General features: G+C 72.9%; 12 protein-coding genes and 1 rRNA gene. 5 read left to right on the top strand and 8 right to left on the bottom strand.

All coding sequences use genetic code 11. The annotated features are described in order from the left end of the window. Positions 1-6 precede the first annotated feature (6 nt). The 7 genes from ACFYU0_RS34040 to mtnA form a co-directional block, all read right to left on the bottom strand. Entirely contained in the window at positions 7-753 is a 747-nt protein-coding gene (locus ACFYU0_RS34040; RefSeq protein WP_351665383.1) for a response regulator transcription factor, read from the bottom strand. Between the two features lie 204 nt (positions 754-957). Further along, a complete protein-coding gene (gene hpf, locus ACFYU0_RS34035) occupies positions 958-1,650 on the bottom strand; it encodes a ribosome hibernation-promoting factor, HPF/YfiA family (protein ID WP_389306309.1) in 693 nt (230 codons plus the stop codon). Positions 1,651-1,964: 314 nt separating this feature from the next. Further along, on the bottom strand, positions 1,965-2,831 hold the full coding sequence (locus tag ACFYU0_RS34030; protein WP_389306211.1) for a ComF family protein: 867 nt from the start codon (positions 2,829-2,831) through the stop codon (positions 1,965-1,967). A gap of 79 nt (positions 2,832-2,910) precedes the next feature. After that, a complete protein-coding gene (locus ACFYU0_RS34025; RefSeq protein ID WP_389306209.1) occupies positions 2,911-4,746 on the bottom strand; it encodes an LpqB family beta-propeller domain-containing protein in 1,836 nt (611 codons plus the stop codon). Further along, positions 4,736-6,832: an MtrAB system histidine kinase MtrB gene (gene mtrB / locus ACFYU0_RS34020; RefSeq protein WP_351665391.1), complete on the bottom strand. Its 2,097-nt coding sequence runs from the start codon at positions 6,830-6,832 to the stop codon at positions 4,736-4,738. The genes ACFYU0_RS34025 and mtrB overlap by 11 nt, the downstream gene beginning before the upstream one ends. 1 nt (position 6,833) lies before the next feature. Then, a complete protein-coding gene (gene mtrA, locus ACFYU0_RS34015) occupies positions 6,834-7,523 on the bottom strand; it encodes a two-component system response regulator MtrA (protein ID WP_202485207.1) in 690 nt (229 codons plus the stop codon). A 253-nt stretch (positions 7,524-7,776) separates the two neighbouring features. After that, complete coding sequence (gene mtnA / locus ACFYU0_RS34010) at positions 7,777-8,919, bottom strand: S-methyl-5-thioribose-1-phosphate isomerase (protein ID WP_351665394.1); 1,143 nt, start codon at positions 8,917-8,919, stop codon at positions 7,777-7,779. A gap of 140 nt (positions 8,920-9,059) precedes the next feature. On the opposite strand from mtnA, the gene ACFYU0_RS34005 reads away from it, so the two are divergent. From ACFYU0_RS34005 to ACFYU0_RS33985, 5 genes are read left to right on the top strand one after another with little or no spacing between them, the layout of a single operon-like run. Beyond that, entirely contained in the window at positions 9,060-10,424 is a 1,365-nt protein-coding gene (locus tag ACFYU0_RS34005; RefSeq protein WP_389306206.1) for a hypothetical protein, read from the top strand. Positions 10,425-10,428: 4 nt separating this feature from the next. Continuing rightward, complete coding sequence (locus ACFYU0_RS34000) at positions 10,429-11,214, top strand: DUF4129 domain-containing protein (protein WP_389306204.1); 786 nt, start codon at positions 10,429-10,431, stop codon at positions 11,212-11,214. After that, the gene (locus tag ACFYU0_RS33995; RefSeq protein ID WP_389306202.1) at positions 11,211-12,407 is read left to right on the top strand and encodes a DUF4350 domain-containing protein; all 1,197 of its coding nucleotides are present in this window, start codon (positions 11,211-11,213) and stop codon (positions 12,405-12,407) included. The genes ACFYU0_RS34000 and ACFYU0_RS33995 overlap by 4 nt, the downstream gene beginning before the upstream one ends. After that, the gene (locus tag ACFYU0_RS33990; protein ID WP_389306307.1) at positions 12,407-13,396 is read left to right on the top strand and encodes an AAA family ATPase; all 990 of its coding nucleotides are present in this window, start codon (positions 12,407-12,409) and stop codon (positions 13,394-13,396) included. Before ACFYU0_RS33995 ends, ACFYU0_RS33990 begins: the two co-directional genes overlap by 1 nt. Beyond that, on the top strand, positions 13,396-14,706 hold the full coding sequence (locus tag ACFYU0_RS33985) for a DUF58 domain-containing protein (RefSeq protein ID WP_389306200.1): 1,311 nt from the start codon (positions 13,396-13,398) through the stop codon (positions 14,704-14,706). Before ACFYU0_RS33990 ends, ACFYU0_RS33985 begins: the two co-directional genes overlap by 1 nt. A 93-nt stretch (positions 14,707-14,799) precedes the next feature. Here the strand turns inward: ACFYU0_RS33985 and rrf are convergent. Continuing rightward, positions 14,800-14,894, bottom strand: a 5S ribosomal RNA gene (gene rrf, locus ACFYU0_RS33980); the annotation flags it as partial.

Raw genomic sequence — 14,894 nt, 5'->3', positions numbered from 1 at the left:
GGCCGTCTAGCGGATTTCGAGGATCTTCTCCCGCATCGCATAGACCACCGCTTCCATCCGGGAGTGCAGCTGCAGCTTCTCCAGGATGTTGCGCACGTGGTTCTTCACGGTGTTCTCGGAGATGAACAGTTCCTTGGCGATGTCGCGGTTGTTCATCCCGGTGGCGACGAGCTTGAGGACCTCCAGCTCGCGATCGGTCAGCCGGGGCGCCGGCACCAGCCGGCGCTCGTCGGTGCGCTGGATCATCGACTTGAACTCGGTGAGGAGCTTGGAGGCCATGGACGGGCTGATCTGCGACTGCCCGTCGGCCACCGCGCGGATGGCGGTGGCCACCTCGTCCGTCGAGATCTCCTTGAGGAGGTATCCGGTCGCGCCCGCCTTGATCGCGTCGTAGAGGTCGGCCTCCTCGTCGCTGATCGTCAGCATGATGATCTTCGCGCTGGGGGCGACCTCCTTGATGGAGGTGCAGGCCTCGATCCCGCCGCGTTTGGGCATCCGCACGTCCATCAGCACGATGTCGGGCAGCAGGTCCGCGGCCTTGTCCACGGCCTCGGCGCCGTCGCCCGCCTCGCCGACGACCTGGATGTCCTCCTCGGCCGCGAGCACGATCTCCAGGCCGCGGCGGAACAGGGCGTGGTCGTCGACCACCAGGACCCTGATCGGTTCCTTGCGCGGAGCGTCCGTGTCCTGGTCCGTTCCGACGACACCGTCATGGGCGTCGGCGCCCCGCATCGGTCCGAAGGTGTCCGCCATCGTTCCTCCCCCTGAAGGCTGTGGCCTGTGGTCCTGTGCCATCGCCAACCCAAGGCAACGGCCCACCGGTTGGGCCGGTGCGGCCATGATTCCATGCCCGGACGTCACCGAGGTGACGAGCGGGGCGCCCAGTGGGCGCACACCGGTGCCCCTGGGGGCGCACGCGCGCTTCCAGGGGCACCGGCTCAGCTTGTGCCGGGTGGATCAGCCACCCAGCGTGCCGCCCGCCGCGGGCGGTTGCGCCTCAGCGACCATCGGGTCGGTGCTGAGGTGGATGACGCCGTAGTCGTAGGCGTGCCGCCGGTAGACGACACTCGGCTCCTTCGTCTCGGAGTCGACGAACAAGTAGAAGTCGTGGCCGACCAGTTCCATCTCGTAGAGGGCCTGGTCGAGGCTCATCGGGGAGGCGACGTGGGTCTTCTCGCGGACGACGAGGGGGCCTTCGCCCTTGACCTCGAGCGAGCCGATCCTCTTCGTCGGCACTCCTTCCGTGTCTTCCTCGTGGACGGGCATGCCGTTGCCGTTGAGCGTCGCCGCGCCGGGGACGTGGTCGGCGACCTCGGCCGCCGGGATCCGTCGTGCGCCACGGCGCGAGAACCGCTTGTCGTGCTGCTTGCGCAGCCTCGCGTCCAGTTTCTCCGCCGCCAGATCGAGTGCCGCATACGGGTCACTGGCCGCTGCCTCCGCCCGGATCACCGGACCGCGGGAGCGGAGGGTGATCTCCACTCGGTCGCAACGGTCGGCCTGACGAGGGTTGGGCTCCTTGGACACCTCGACGTCGAGGCTGATCACCTTGCCATCGAGCTTCTGGATCTTCTCCAGCTTCAGCTTCTCGGCCACGTGCTTGCGGAACCGCTCGGGCACCTCGGTCTTGCGGCCCTTGACGACGATGTCCACGCAGAACTCCGTTCCCGGATCGCTCCGCTCCATCGGCGGAGCATCTCCCTTTTGCACCAGATCCCGGTGAGCACCGGAACCTCGGACTCGGTGACGTCCACCTCCTCCTCCCCCATGGGCGAGATCTCCACCCCACCGGCGCGGGTCAATACGGAAAACCCGCTGCACGGCATTCCGATTGAAGAGGTGTGGCCTGCGCCTTTCCTCACAACCGAACATATCTCGCCCGGACGGATGTCGTCACCCTCTACTGCGGCGTACCTCCGTTCAGGTGAATTAACCCCGTTACTACCTGCAACGATGCAGCTTCGCGGTCAGTTCCGGCTTATTTCGAAAGAATCCCGAGGGGCGGCGATCACGGCCGCGCGGAGCGTCTCTCCGACGGCGTTCCAGGCCGTATTTTCCGGTGCATCATGCACCCACCGCTCCTTCTCCGATCGAGCTCCGATCCGTCGTTCCTCCCTACCTTCCCGGGTTGCGGCCGCGTACACAGCGGTTGCGCCATCGCGGTGGATTACGGCCACCTCCCGCAGGGCCCGCGCCGCCTCCGCGAGGCTCGCACCGGTCGTGACCAGGTCGTCGACGAGCACCACCCGGCCTCCCACCAGCAGCCGGGCCCCGCCCGGGGTCACCTCCAGCGCGCCCGCGAGGTTCGCCAGGCGCCGGCGCGCGTCGAGCCCCGCCTGGTCCGCCACCGCACGCCGCTGCCGCAGCACGGCGGCCACCCGTGCCGGTGTCCCGGTGCGCCGCAGCTCCCCGGCCGCCGCGAACGCCGTCCGCCGCACCGGATCGTGTCCGCGTGCCCGCACGGCCCGGCGGGCGGAGGGCACGGGCACCAGCAGCACGGTCGCCGGCCCGCCCACCGGCGGCCCGGCGCCGCGACCGGCCGGTCCGAGACCCACGCGCACGGCTCCCGCCAGGGCGGCGCCCAGCACCCCCGCGAGCGCGAGCGCGCCCCGCTCCTTGTGGGCGAGGAGCAGCTCCCGCACCGCTCCCCCGTAGGGAGCCGCCGCGTGCACCACCGGCAGCCCGGGCGGCTCGGGCAGCGGCCGCACCCGGCGTGGCGGGGTCGCCCCCAGGAGGCTTCGGCAGCGCGGGCACAGCGCCGTACGAGGTGCCCCGCAGCCCGCGCAGTCGGTCGGCAGCACCAGGTCGGTGAGGTCCCGCCACCACCCCCGCATGGGCACTACTGTGCCGAGGTCCGGGACCGCCCGCCACCCCTGTGGACAACGCCCTGTGGACAACCCGGGACGGCCCGCGTCAGCCCGGGTAGACCGGTGCCGTCCCGTCCTTGTCCACCTTTTGCCACTGCGCGCCCGACGGCAGCCGCACGACCCCGTCGTCCTCCGAGTACGCGACCAGCGGCGCCCGCTCGTCCTCGGACGCGGCGATCGCCATCACGCCGGACAGGGCCGCGGGCGCGGGACCCTCCAGGGTGGAGCCGTCGACCTGCACGTACCGCATCTGGTGCACACCGCCCTGTTCCAGGCCGACGGCGACCAGCCGGCTGTCCCCCGCCCAGGCCATGGCGGTGATCTGCTCCAGATCGGGTGCGGCGGAACGCAGTTCGACGACCGCGGGGCTCTCCCCGGGCTCCTCGTCGCGCGCGATCCGGCCGATGAGCAGCGACTGCTTGCCGTCCTTCTCCACGACCAGCGCGACCCGCGCCCCGTCGGCCGCCACCCGCACGTCCCTGATGCGTCCGGGCAGGTCGGGGACGGTGACCCGGACCGGTTTGCCGACGCCCTGCTCCACCACGTACAGCTTGGGATCGCGCGGGTCGCGGTCGGCCACCCACAGGTCGCCGCCGGCGTCCCAGCTCGGCGTGGTGAGCCGGTCGTCCGCGTTCAGCGCCTGGCTGCTGACCACCGGGCCGCCGAGCGAACCGTCCGGCTCCAGCGAGGTCACGTACAGGTTCCTGCCGTCGGCGCCGATCCCGGCGACGGTGCGCTCGTCCCGCGAGACGGCCACCGACCGCAGCTGCCGCTCGCCCCGGCCCAGCGGGCCCGGCACCGGGACGGCACTGGTCCCGGTACCGAGGGTGGGCAGCCGCACCAGCCGGTGCTTGCCGTCGAGGAAGTAGAGGTTGTCGGGGCGCTGCGCCGAGGCGTGCCAGGCGGCGGACTCCGCGTCCCCCTCCCGCAGGTCGCACAGCCGGTGTCCGCCCGGGCCCTGCAGCTCGACCGCGTCCAGCGTCGGCGTCAGGTTCCGCAGCGTGAAGAGCAGCTGGGTCGCCATCTCCGTGCACCGGGCGGACCCGACCTTGGAGGCCCTGGCGTTCAGCGGCACCGTCAGCCTGTTCTGGTCGTCCGGCGCGAGCCCCGACACGCCCTTCCGCAGGTCCGTACCGGTCGGGAAGCTGGACCTGACGACCGGCCTGAGCCAGGTGCTGGGACCGGTCAGCAGCGACCGGACCACCTGGGTCATCGGGTCCACCTTGCTGCGGACGAACACCGGGTCGGCGACCGCGACCGGCTGCCCGGTCGTCCTGACCGTCGTGGAAGAGGCGAAGTAGTACTTGTTGACGGACGTGTAGTTGCGCTGGAAGTCCGTCTTGCCCATGACGACGCCCTGGGGCAGGGAGTCGATGCGCCACTCCCCGCTCTTGGCGTCCTTGATGAGGTGCACCCGGTTGCGGTAGGCCCCGTCGGCGGGCGCGTAGGCCTGCTCTCCGTCGACGGTGGCGACCCGGGTACCCGCGAGGACGTAGGTGAGCGTGTCCCCTGCCTCCCGGCCGGCCGGCTGGTGGTCGGCCACCACGCTCGGCCCGTTCGCCAGGACCGTGGCCGACTGCTCCGGCCGCCAGGTGCGCGCGGCGTCGGTCGTCAGGTACTTGCGCGCGGTGTCGTACTCCGGGTCGTCGCTGGTCAGCGCCTCGAGGAAGCCCTGCATGATCTCGCTGGGCTCGGCGTTCTCGGCGGGCGGCATGGCGAACACGCGCACGCCGGTGTCCTGCCGCGGCGTGGACTCGACGTCCCGCAGATCCCCGCTGTCGGGCATCGACGCGCATCCGGACAGCAGAACGGCCCCGCAGACTGCGTAGGCCACCGCGCGTCCCGGCCGGTGCCGGGCGCCCCCCTCGCGGTCATCGCCCACGAAATGCCTCCCCTGGCTCGGTCGCGTCCTCGGGCCCTGCCTGTTCCGGACGGCCCGCGTCTGGGTCTGCCGCCTGCCGCGGATCCCGCCTGTCCTCGGTACGCGGTGGCCCGGCCGGCCGGGGCACCACGCGCGCGCCGTTGCCGTTGCCGGGCAGCGCGCTCGGGTCGACTGCGGGCGTCGCCGTGGCGAGCCCCGAGGCGCGCGCGGGCAGCGGCGGTACCCGGCCGCCGCCGCCCGGCTGCACCGGCACGGTCGCCCGCTTCTCCTCGCTCCCGCGGGACAGGCCCGCGTCGTCGAGTCCGCGGTTGCGCCGCGAGTCCTTGGGCTCCAGCGGTATCGGCGAGCCCCGCAGGGGTTCGTCCGCGGTGCGCGGCAGGGTCAGCCGGAACTGGGAGCCGCCGCCCGGCTCGCCCCAGGCCTGGAGCCAGCCGCCGTGCAGTCGGGCGTCCTCCAGGGCGATCGACAGGCCGAGGCCGGTACCGCCGGTGGTACGCGCGCGTGCCGGGTCGGCCCGCCAGAAGCGGCTGAAGACCCGGGTCGCCTCTCCGGGCTTGAGACCCACGCCGTAGTCGCGCACCGCGACGGCGACGGCCCCGCCCGCGGCGGCGAGCCGGACGACGACGTCCTTGCCCTCGCCGTGCTCGACGGCGTTGACGACGAGGTTGCGCAGGACGCGCTCCACCCGCCGGGCGTCGGCCTCCGCGACGACGGGCTGCTGGTCGCCGGCCACGCGGATGCGGGTGCCCTTGCGCTCGGCGAGCGGCTCGGCTCCGCCGACCACCCGGCGCACCACTTCCCGCAGGTCCACCGGCTCGGCCTCCAGCGCCGCAGCGCCCGCGTCGAAACGGCTGATCTCCAGCAGGTCCGCGAGCAGCGACTCGAACCGGTCGAGCTGGTCGGCGAGCAGTTCGGCCGACCGGGCGGTCACCGGGTCGAAGTCCTCGCGCGCCTCGTGGATGACGTCGGCGGCCATCCGCACGGTCGTCAGCGGGGTGCGCAGCTCGTGCGAGACGTCGGAGACGAACCGCCGCTGCATCCGCGACAGGTCCTCCATCTGCTGGATCTTCACCTGCAGGTTCTGCGCCATCTTGTTGAAGGCCTCGCCCAGACGGGCGATGTCGTCCTCGCCGGTGACCTTCATCCGCTCCTGCAGCCGCCCGGCGGACAGCCGTTCCGCGATCCCGGCCGCCATCCGCACCGGCGTGACGACCTGCCGCACCACCAGCCAGGCGATCGCCCCGAGGAGTACGACGACGAAGAGGCCCGCGGTCGCGAGCGTGCCCTTGACCAGGCTCAGGGACTTCTCCTCCTGCGTGAGCGGGAAGAGGTAGTACAGCTCGTAGGGGTGGCCGTTGGGGTCGTTGACCTGCTTGCCGATGACCAGCGCCGGCTGGGAGTCCTTGGCGTTGGAGTAGACGATCCGGGTGTAGCTCTGGGCGGCCGTCGTACTGCTGTTGACGCGGTCGCGCAGGTCGGCGGGCACGCTGGAGGACGGGTTGACGTTCCCGGAGCCGCGCGGACTGCGACCGCCCCCGCTGTCGTCGCCCACGGGCAGCGTCACGACGTCGAACGCGCCGGCTCCGCCACTGGACAGCGATTCGACGAGGTCGCTCATCCACTGGATGACGTTCTGCGACTGCCGTCCGTCGGTGGTGTCGGCGTCGTCACCGGACGCCGGGGCCGTGCCGGCGCCGCCGACGGCCTCGTCGGCCTTCTGCTTGGCCACCGCGAAGCCGCCGGTGGCCTGGCTCTGCGACGCCTTGACCTTCGCGTCCAGCAGACCGTTGCGCACCTGCCCGATGACGACGAAGCCCAGCAGCAGGACGACGCCCAGCGACATCAGCAGGGTCGTGGCGACGACCCTGAGCTGGATGTTGCGCCGCCACAGCCGCATGACGGGCAGCAGCGGACGCCGGACCCAGCGCATGAACAAACGGAGGACCGGACTGCCCTGGACCCCGCCCTGCAGCAGCCCGCCCTCGAAGAGGCGTCCCCAGCGCGAACCCGCCGTCTTCCGGCCGACAGGCCGCTCCGGACGGGTCCCGGACCGGCCGGGGGCCGAAGCGGCACTGTCACCGGACATGTCAGCTCGGTCCTGCCTTGTATCCGACACCACGGACGGTCACCACGATCTCCGGCCGCTCCGGGTCCTTCTCGACCTTGGAGCGCAGCCGCTGGACGTGCACGTTGACGAGCCGCGTGTCCGCGGCGTGCCGGTAGCCCCACACCTGCTCGAGCAGCACCTCGCGGGTGAACACCTGCCACGGCTTGCGGGCGAGCGCGACCAGCAGATCGAACTCGAGCGGGGTCAGCGCGATCGACTGCCCGTCGCGCTTCACCGAGTGCCCGGCCACGTCGATCACCAGGTCACCGATGGTGAGCTGCTCCGGCGCCGGCTCCTCCGACCTCCGCAGCCGCGCCCGGATACGGGCCACCAGCTCCTTCGGCTTGAACGGCTTCACGATGTAGTCGTCAGCGCCGGACTCCAGGCCCACGACGACGTCGACGGTGTCGCTCTTGGCCGTGAGCATCACGATCGGCACCCCGGACTCCGCCCGGATCAGGCGGCACACCTCGATGCCGTCCCGGCCGGGCAGCATCAGGTCCAGCAGCACCAGATCGGGCTTGGACTCCCGGAAAGCGGCCAGCGCCTTGTCGCCGTCGGCTACGAAAGACGGCTCAAAACCTTCACCACGCAGCACGATCCCGAGCATCTCGGCCAGTGCGCTGTCGTCGTCGACGACAAGGACTCGTCCCTTCATAAACGACATCATCCCATTCTTGTAACGACGACAGAGGCGCAGGTGAGGGAGCTCACTGCCCCGTGACGATAGTCGTACCCGACCGTCACTGTCTGCCCCGGCGCCGCCGTTCCCGCGGCCGGACCCGCCGATCGGGCCGCGGTCGGCGTCCGGCCCCCGGTCGGGGGCGGGGCGGATCCGGCATGGTGGTCCCGGCCGGTACCGGCCCCCTGCCCCGCGCCTCACGGCAGGGCGGAGGGGGCCGCCACTCAGGTCGCTCCGTCGCTCAGCCGGACGTCACCTGGCGCGACCGCGCGCACAGTTCAGCGAGCGACCCGGCCGTCACGGGTGAGACCACGCCTTCCTCGGTGACGATCGCCGTCACCAGCTCCGGCGGCGTCACGTCGAACGCCGGGTTGTACGCCTGGGTCCCCAGGGGCGCCACCGCGATGCCGCCACCGGCTCCCGCCACCGGCATCTGCGGGGCCAGGATGTCGGTCACCTCGTACCCGGGGCGCTGCTCGACCTCGATGGACGCCCCGTCCGCAGTGCCGGGATCCACCGTCGTCACCGGCGCCACCACGATGAAGGGCACATGGTGGTACCGGGCGAGCACCGCGAGCGGATAGCTCCCCACCTTGTTCGCCACCGAACCGTCGGCCGCGATCCGGTCCGCGCCGACCAGCACCGCGTCCACCTCACCCGCCGCGAACAGCGACCCGGCCGCGTTGTCGGTGAGCAGGGTGTACGCCATCCCGCGCCGCGCCGCCTCGTACGCCGTCAGGCGCGCGCCCTGCAACAGCGGACGCGTCTCGTCCACCCACAGCCTGCGCAGCCGCCCCTCCCGGTGAGCGGCGAGGGCCACCGCGAACGCCGTCCCCTCCCCGCCCGAGACCAGCGACCCGGTGTTGCAGTGGGTCAGGATGCGGTGCCCGCCGCCGGGCAGCAGCTCGTCCAGCAACGCGAGCCCGTGCACCGCCATCCGCCCGCTGGCCTCGGCGTCCTCCTGGTGCAGGCGGCGTGCCGTGGCCAGCGCCGCCATCGCCGCCGCCGTCGGGTCGCCGGTGGTGGCGAGCGCCTCGCGATGGGCGGACGCCGCCCTGTGAACCCCGAGGGACAGGTTCACGGCGGTGGGCCGGGCGCTCTCGAGCGCCGCCGCGGCCTCCTCGACGCCGAAGCCCCGCGCGGCGGCGAGCGCGACGCCGTACGCCCCGGCGATCCCGAGCAGCGGTGCCCCGCGCACGGCCAGCGAGCGGATCGCCTCCACCAGCGCCGGTGCGTCCGTGCACACCAGCTCGACCTCCTCGGCCGGCAGCCTCGTCTGGTCGAGGAGGACCACCACGGGGCCTTCCGGCGGTTCCTCCCATCGGATCGCAGGTATCTCGGCCGGCCGCTTGTCCTCGCCGGATTGCGCGTACTGATCAGCCATGCGGTCAGTCTGCCCCGGAACCGGCGGACAATTGAAGGAGTCCAGCGCCTACCGCGGCCGGTCGTCCGATCACCACCCCATGGCACGATGTCTGCCAACCTGCCGCCGCGTCCGCGGACGGGCACCGTGAAGGAGCTTCGATGACTGACACTCCGGGCTGGGCCTCGCCCGGATCCGCCCCGTCGCCCGACGGGCGGGAACCCGGCGCGTCCGGCCCCGCCGAGCCCGCCGACCGCCCTGGCCCCGCCGAGCCCACCGCACAGCCGGGCCCGGACACGCAGGCGCCGGGCGCGAAGTGGTCCAACGAGCAGCCCCCGCCCGGCCAGTGGTCCGCGCCCACGGGCGCATCGAGTCCCGGCCAGGCTCCGCCGCCACCGCCGCCGCCCGGCATGGGCTGGGGCGGCGGCCCCGGAGGAGGCCGGTACGGCGGCCCGCCCGGCGGTTACGGCGCTCCCGGCGGCTACGGCGCGGCCTGGGGCGGCGGCTGGGGCGGGCCCCCGCCCGCGGCCAAGCCCGGCGTGATCCCGCTGCGCCCGCTCGGCGTCGGCGAGATCCTCGACGGTGCCGTCTCCACCATGCGCACCCACTGGCGCACGGTTCTCGGCATCTCGCTGACGGTCGCGGTGGTCACCCAGCTCGGCCTGATCCTGCTGCAGGGCCTCCTGCTGAACGACAGCGCGACCGCCGACGCCCTCAGCGACCCCAGCGCCTCCGGAAGCGAGATACTCCGGGCGCTCGGCACGCTCATGGCCGGCACCTTCGTCGTCGCCGTGATCTCCGTCATCGGCTCCATCGTCGCGACCGCCCTGCTGACGACCGTCACCAGCCGCGCCGTTCTCGGCAGGCCGGTCACCACCGGCGAGGCCTGGCGGGACGCCCGTTCCCAGGTGCCCAAGCTGTTCGGCCTCCTCATCCTGCTCGGCCTCATCTCCGCCGGCGTGATGTTCGGCGGCGCGCTGCCCGGCATCATCGTCCTCGCCCTCGGCGGGAACGAGGGAGCCGGCATCGCCCTGCTGGTCCTCGGCATGCTGGCCGCCCTCGTCGTCGCGATCTGGCTGACCGTCCGCTTCTCCCTCGCCTCGCCCGCGCTGATGCTGGAGCGGCAGGGCATCGTGAAGTCGATGAGCCGCTCCGCGAAGCTGGTCCGCGGCTCGTGGTGGCGCGTGCTGGGCATCCAGATGCTGGCCGGGCTCATCGCCAACATCGTCTCGTCGCTCGTCGTCATCCCCTTCGCCCTCATCGCCGGCGCCACCGCAGGCGGGGGCATGGCCACGTTCTTCACCACCGGCGCCCAGAACGCCGGCTGGACCTTCCTGATCATCAGCGGCATCGGCTCGGTGATCGGCGCCATGATCACGCTGCCGATCACCGCCGGCGTCACCGTGCTGCTGTACATCGACCAGCGCATCCGCCGCGAGGCCCTCGACATCGAGCTGGCCCGCGCCGCCGGTGTCCAGGGAGACGGCCCCGCCACCCCTGCCCCCGGCCCCGTACCGGGGAGCTGATGCGGTGAACCTGACGGGGGGAGTTCTCACGGCGGTACCGGCGCTGCCGGGCGCCGCCGGATCGGCCGTACGCGGCCTGCTGGGCGTCACAGCCCGCGCCGGCGTCCTGACGGCCGGCGGTTCGGGCGACGAGCCGCCGGTCACCATCCCGCGCGACCCGGCGCGGGAAGCGGCGCGCCGCGAACTGTCCAAGCGGATGTACCACGAGAACGATCCCGGGCTGGTCCAGCGGGCCCTGAACGCCTTCTGGGACTGGGCCGGCCACCTGCTGGACACCGCGGCGTCCGCGACGCCCGGCGGGGCGCTCGGCCTCGTCGTGGTGGTCGTGGTCGTCGTGGCCGTCCTGGCCGCCCTCTGGTGGCGCCTGGGCACCCCGCGCCGCACCCCCGTCTCCGCCGCCGCCCTGTTCGACGACCGCCCCCGCAGCGCCGCCGAACACCGGGCGGCCGGCGAGGCGCACGCCGCCCAGGGCCACTGGAGCCAGGCCGTCCAGGAACGCATGCGGGCCATCGTCCGCTCCCTGGAGGAGCGGGCCCTGCTCGACGTGCGCCCCGGCCGCACCGCGGACGAGGCCGCCGCCGAGGCCGGCCGCACCCTCCCCGCGCACTCCGACCGGCTGCGCTCCGCCGCCCGGGAGTTCGACGACGTCACGTACGGCGGCCGCCGTTCCGACGAGCAGGCGTACCGGCGCATCGCCGAACTCGACCGCGACCTGGAACGCAGCAGGCCCGACCTGACGAAGAGCGCCACCGGCACGGCCCACGGCGCCCGCCAGGGGGTCGCCGAATGAGTACCGGGACCTCGCTGCCGGCCACCTCGGCATCGCCCACCGCCCGCCACGTCTGGACCCGCTCGCGAGGCATCGCACTCGCCGTGCTGCTGGTCCTGGTCGCGGCCGTGGCGATCGCCGCCGTCCGCTCCCAGACCCGCCACGGCGCGCTCGACCCGCGCTCGGCCGACCCCTACGGCAGCCGGGCGGTCGCCGAACTCCTCGCCGACCGGGGCGTCTCCACGCGCGTCGTCACCACACTCGGCGCGGCACGCGCCGCGGCCGGACCGAACACCACGCTCCTGGTCGCCGTACCCGACCTGCTGACCCACCGGCAACAGACCCGGCTGCACTCCGCCACCGCGGCCTCCGGCGGACGCACCGTCCTCGTCGCGGCCGGCGGCTGGTCCGTCGAACGGCTCGTGCCCGGGGTCACCGCGGACCCCGCCACCAGCACGGACTCGACGCTCGCACCCGGCTGCGCCCTTCCCGAAGCCCGGCGCGCGGGCAGCGCCGACACCGGCGGCATCCGCTACACCACCACCCACCTGGGCGCCGACTCCTGCTACCCCAGCGAACGCCTCGCCACCCTGCTCCGCGTCCCGGCGAAATCCGGAAGCGGCGACACCGTGGTGCTCGGCGCGCCCGACATCCTCTACAACAAGCGCCTCGACGAGCAGGGCAATGCCTCGCTCGCCCTCCAGCTCCTCGGTTCCCGTCCCCATCTGGTCTGGTACCTCCCCTCGCTCTCCGACGGCTCGGCCGCCGACTCCGGCGACCAGAAGACGTTCCTCGACCTGCTTCCGTCCGGCTGGCTCTGGGGCACCCTGCAGCTGTTCGTCGCCGCCGTGCTCGCCGCGTTCTGGCGGGCACGGCGGTTCGGGCCGCTCGTGCCCGAGAACCTCCCCGTGGCCATCCGCGCCTCCGAGACCGCCGAAGGCCGCGCCCGCCTCTACCGGAAGGCCGACGCCCGCGACCGCGCGGCCGCGGCGCTCCGCGCGGCCACCCGCACGCGTCTCGCCCCGCTCGTAGGCGTCCCCGCCGCCCAGGCGCACGCACCCGAAGCCCTGCTCCCCGCCCTGTCCGCCCAACTCCACGGCGACGGGAAGAACCTGCACCCCCTGCTGTTCGGACCGCCCCCCGGCGACGACGCGGCCCTCATCGCACTCACCGACCAACTCGACGCCCTCGAAAGAGAGGTTCGCCGTTCATGATGGACCCGACCACTGACAACGCCGGGACCACCGGGGACCCGGACGCGGCCCGAGCCTCCCTGGAAGCCCTGCGCGCCGAGATCGCCAAAGCCGTGGTCGGCCAGGATCCCGCCGTGACCGGCCTCGTCGTCGCCCTCCTGTGCCGCGGACACGTTCTGCTGGAAGGAGTGCCCGGGGTCGCCAAGACGTTGCTCGTCCGCGCACTCGCGTCCGCGCTGGAACTCGACACGAAGCGGGTCCAGTTCACCCCCGACCTGATGCCGAGCGACGTCACCGGCTCCCTGGTCTACGACACGCGGAGCGCCGAGTTCTCCTTCCAGCCCGGCCCGGTCTTCACGAACCTGCTGCTCGCGGACGAGATCAACCGCACCCCTCCCAAGACCCAGTCCTCCCTCCTGGAAGCGATGGAGGAACGCCAGGTGACGGTGGACGGCACACCACGCCCGCTCCCCGACCCGTTCCTCGTCGCCGCGACCCAGAACCCGGTGGAGTACGAGGGCACCTACCCCCTCCCCGAGGCCCAGCTCGACCGCTTCCTGCTCAAGCTGACCATCCCGCTGCCCTCGCGCCAGGACGAGATCGACGTCCTGACCCGCCACGCCGCCGGCTTCAACCCGCGCGACCTGCGCGCCGCCGGCGTACGCCCGGTCGCCGGCCCGGCCGACCTGGAGGCGGCCCGCGCCGCGGTCGCCAAGACGAGCATCTCCCCCGAGATCACCGCCTACGTGGTCGACATCTGCCGCGCCACCCGCGAGTCGCCCTCCCTCACCCTCGGCGTCTCCCCGCGCGGTGCGACCGCCCTACTGGCGACCTCGCGCGCCTGGGCCTGGCTGACCGGCCGCGACTACGTCACCCCCGACGACGTCAAGGCCCTCGCCCTGCCCACCCTGCGCCACCGGATCCAGCTCCGGCCCGAGGCCGAGATGGAGGGCGTGACCACCGACTCCGTCATCAACGCCATCCTCGCCCACGTCCCGGTCCCCCGCTGATGGCCGTCACGGGACGCGCCGCCCTCCTGGCGGCCCTCGGCTCGATCCCCGTCGGCATCCTGGAGCCGGGCTGGACCGGCATCATCGCCGTCAACGGCTCCGTCGCTCTGGCCTGCGCCTGCGACTTCGCCCTGGCGGCTCCGGTACGACGGCTCGGCCTGTCCCGCTCCGGCGACACCTCCGCACGCCTAGGCGAGACCGCCGACGTCACTCTCACCGTCACCAACCCGACCAGCCGCCCTTTGCGGGCGCACCTGAGGGACGCATGGCCGCCCAGCAGCTGGCAGCCCGGGACCGAGGGCGAGGGCTCACGGCACCGCGTCACCGTGCCGGCCGGCGAACGCCGCCGCGTCACGACCCGACTGCGCCCCACCCGGCGCGGCGACCGCCGGGCCGACCGCGTCACGATCCGCTCCTACGGCCCGCTCGGTCTCTTCTCCCGCCAGGGCACGCACAAGGTTCCCTGGACGGTGCGGGTCCTGCCCCCGTTCACCAGCCGCAAGCATCTGCCGTCCAAGCTCGCCCGACTGCGCGAGCTCGACGGTCGCACCAGCGTGCTGACCCGGGGCGAGGGCACCGAGTTCGACAGCCTGCGGGAGTACGTCCCCGGTGACGACACTCGCTCGATCGACTGGCGCGCCACCGCCCGGCAGTCCGCGGTCGCGGTGCGCACCTGGCGCCCCGAGCGCGACCGTCACATCCTCCTGGTCCTCGACACCGGCCGCACGTCGGCCGGCCGCGTGGGTGACGTCCCGCGTCTGGACGCCTCGATGGACGCGGCACTGCTTCTGGCGGCGCTCGCCTCCCGTGCCGGCGACCGCGTCCAACTCCTGGCCTACGACCGCCGAGTACGGGCCCGGGTCCAGGGCCGCGCCGCTGGCGACGTCCTGCCGTCCTTGGTCAATGCGCTGGCCACGCTGGAACCGGAACTCGTGGAAACGGATGCGCGCGGTCTGACGGCGACCGCTCTGCGTACGGCCCCGCGCCGCTCCCTGATCGTGCTGCTCACGACGCTCGACCCGGCTCCTGTGGAACAGGGCCTGCTGCCGGTGCTTCCGCAACTCACCCAGCGCCATACGGTTCTGGTGGCCTCGGTCGCCGATCCCCATATCGCGCGAATGGCGCAGGCCCGAGGGAACGCGGAGGCCGTGTACGAGGCCGCTGCCGGGGCGCAGGCGCAGGCCGAACGGCAGCGCACGGCTGAGCAGTTGCGTCGGCACGGCGTGACCGTAGTGGACGAGACGCCCGACGAACTGGCCCCGGCCTTGGCGGACGCCTATCTGGCTCTTAAGGCGGCCGGCCGTCTCTGACGCTCGTATCTCTTCGGTCCCCTCGGGGACCTGAAAAGGTCCGGAACGCAGAAAACCCCCGCATCTTTCGATGCGGGGGTTTTCCCAATGATTGTTCGGCGGCGTCCTACTCTCCCACAGGGTCCCCCCTGCAGTACCATCGGCGCTGTGAGGCTTAGCTTCCGGGTTCGGAATGTAACCGGGCGTTT

Source organism: Streptomyces sp. NPDC003720 (assembly GCF_042875075.1).
Classification (GTDB): Bacteria; Actinomycetota; Actinomycetes; order Streptomycetales; family Streptomycetaceae; genus Streptomyces.
Note: the sequence above shows the minus strand (reverse complement) of the source record. Positions and strands in the feature narration are given on the sequence as shown.

Coding starts and splice junctions, on each gene's coding strand:
- ACFYU0_RS33985 (WP_389306200.1), top strand. CDS start 13,396: ATGGCCGTCACGGGACGCGCCGCCCTCCTGGCGGCCCTCGGCTCGATC.
- ACFYU0_RS33990 (WP_389306307.1), top strand. CDS start 12,407: ATGGACCCGACCACTGACAACGCCGGGACCACCGGGGACCCGGACGCG.
- ACFYU0_RS33995 (WP_389306202.1), top strand. CDS start 11,211: ATGAGTACCGGGACCTCGCTGCCGGCCACCTCGGCATCGCCCACCGCC.
- ACFYU0_RS34030 (WP_389306211.1), bottom strand. CDS start 2,831: ATGCGGGGGTGGTGGCGGGACCTCACCGACCTGGTGCTGCCGACCGAC.
- ACFYU0_RS34040 (WP_351665383.1), bottom strand. CDS start 753: ATGGCGGACACCTTCGGACCGATGCGGGGCGCCGACGCCCATGACGGT.
- ACFYU0_RS34005 (WP_389306206.1), top strand. CDS start 9,060: ATGACTGACACTCCGGGCTGGGCCTCGCCCGGATCCGCCCCGTCGCCC.
- mtnA (WP_351665394.1), bottom strand. CDS start 8,919: ATGGCTGATCAGTACGCGCAATCCGGCGAGGACAAGCGGCCGGCCGAG.
- mtrA (WP_202485207.1), bottom strand. CDS start 7,523: ATGATGTCGTTTATGAAGGGACGAGTCCTTGTCGTCGACGACGACAGC.
- mtrB (WP_351665391.1), bottom strand. CDS start 6,832: ATGTCCGGTGACAGTGCCGCTTCGGCCCCCGGCCGGTCCGGGACCCGT.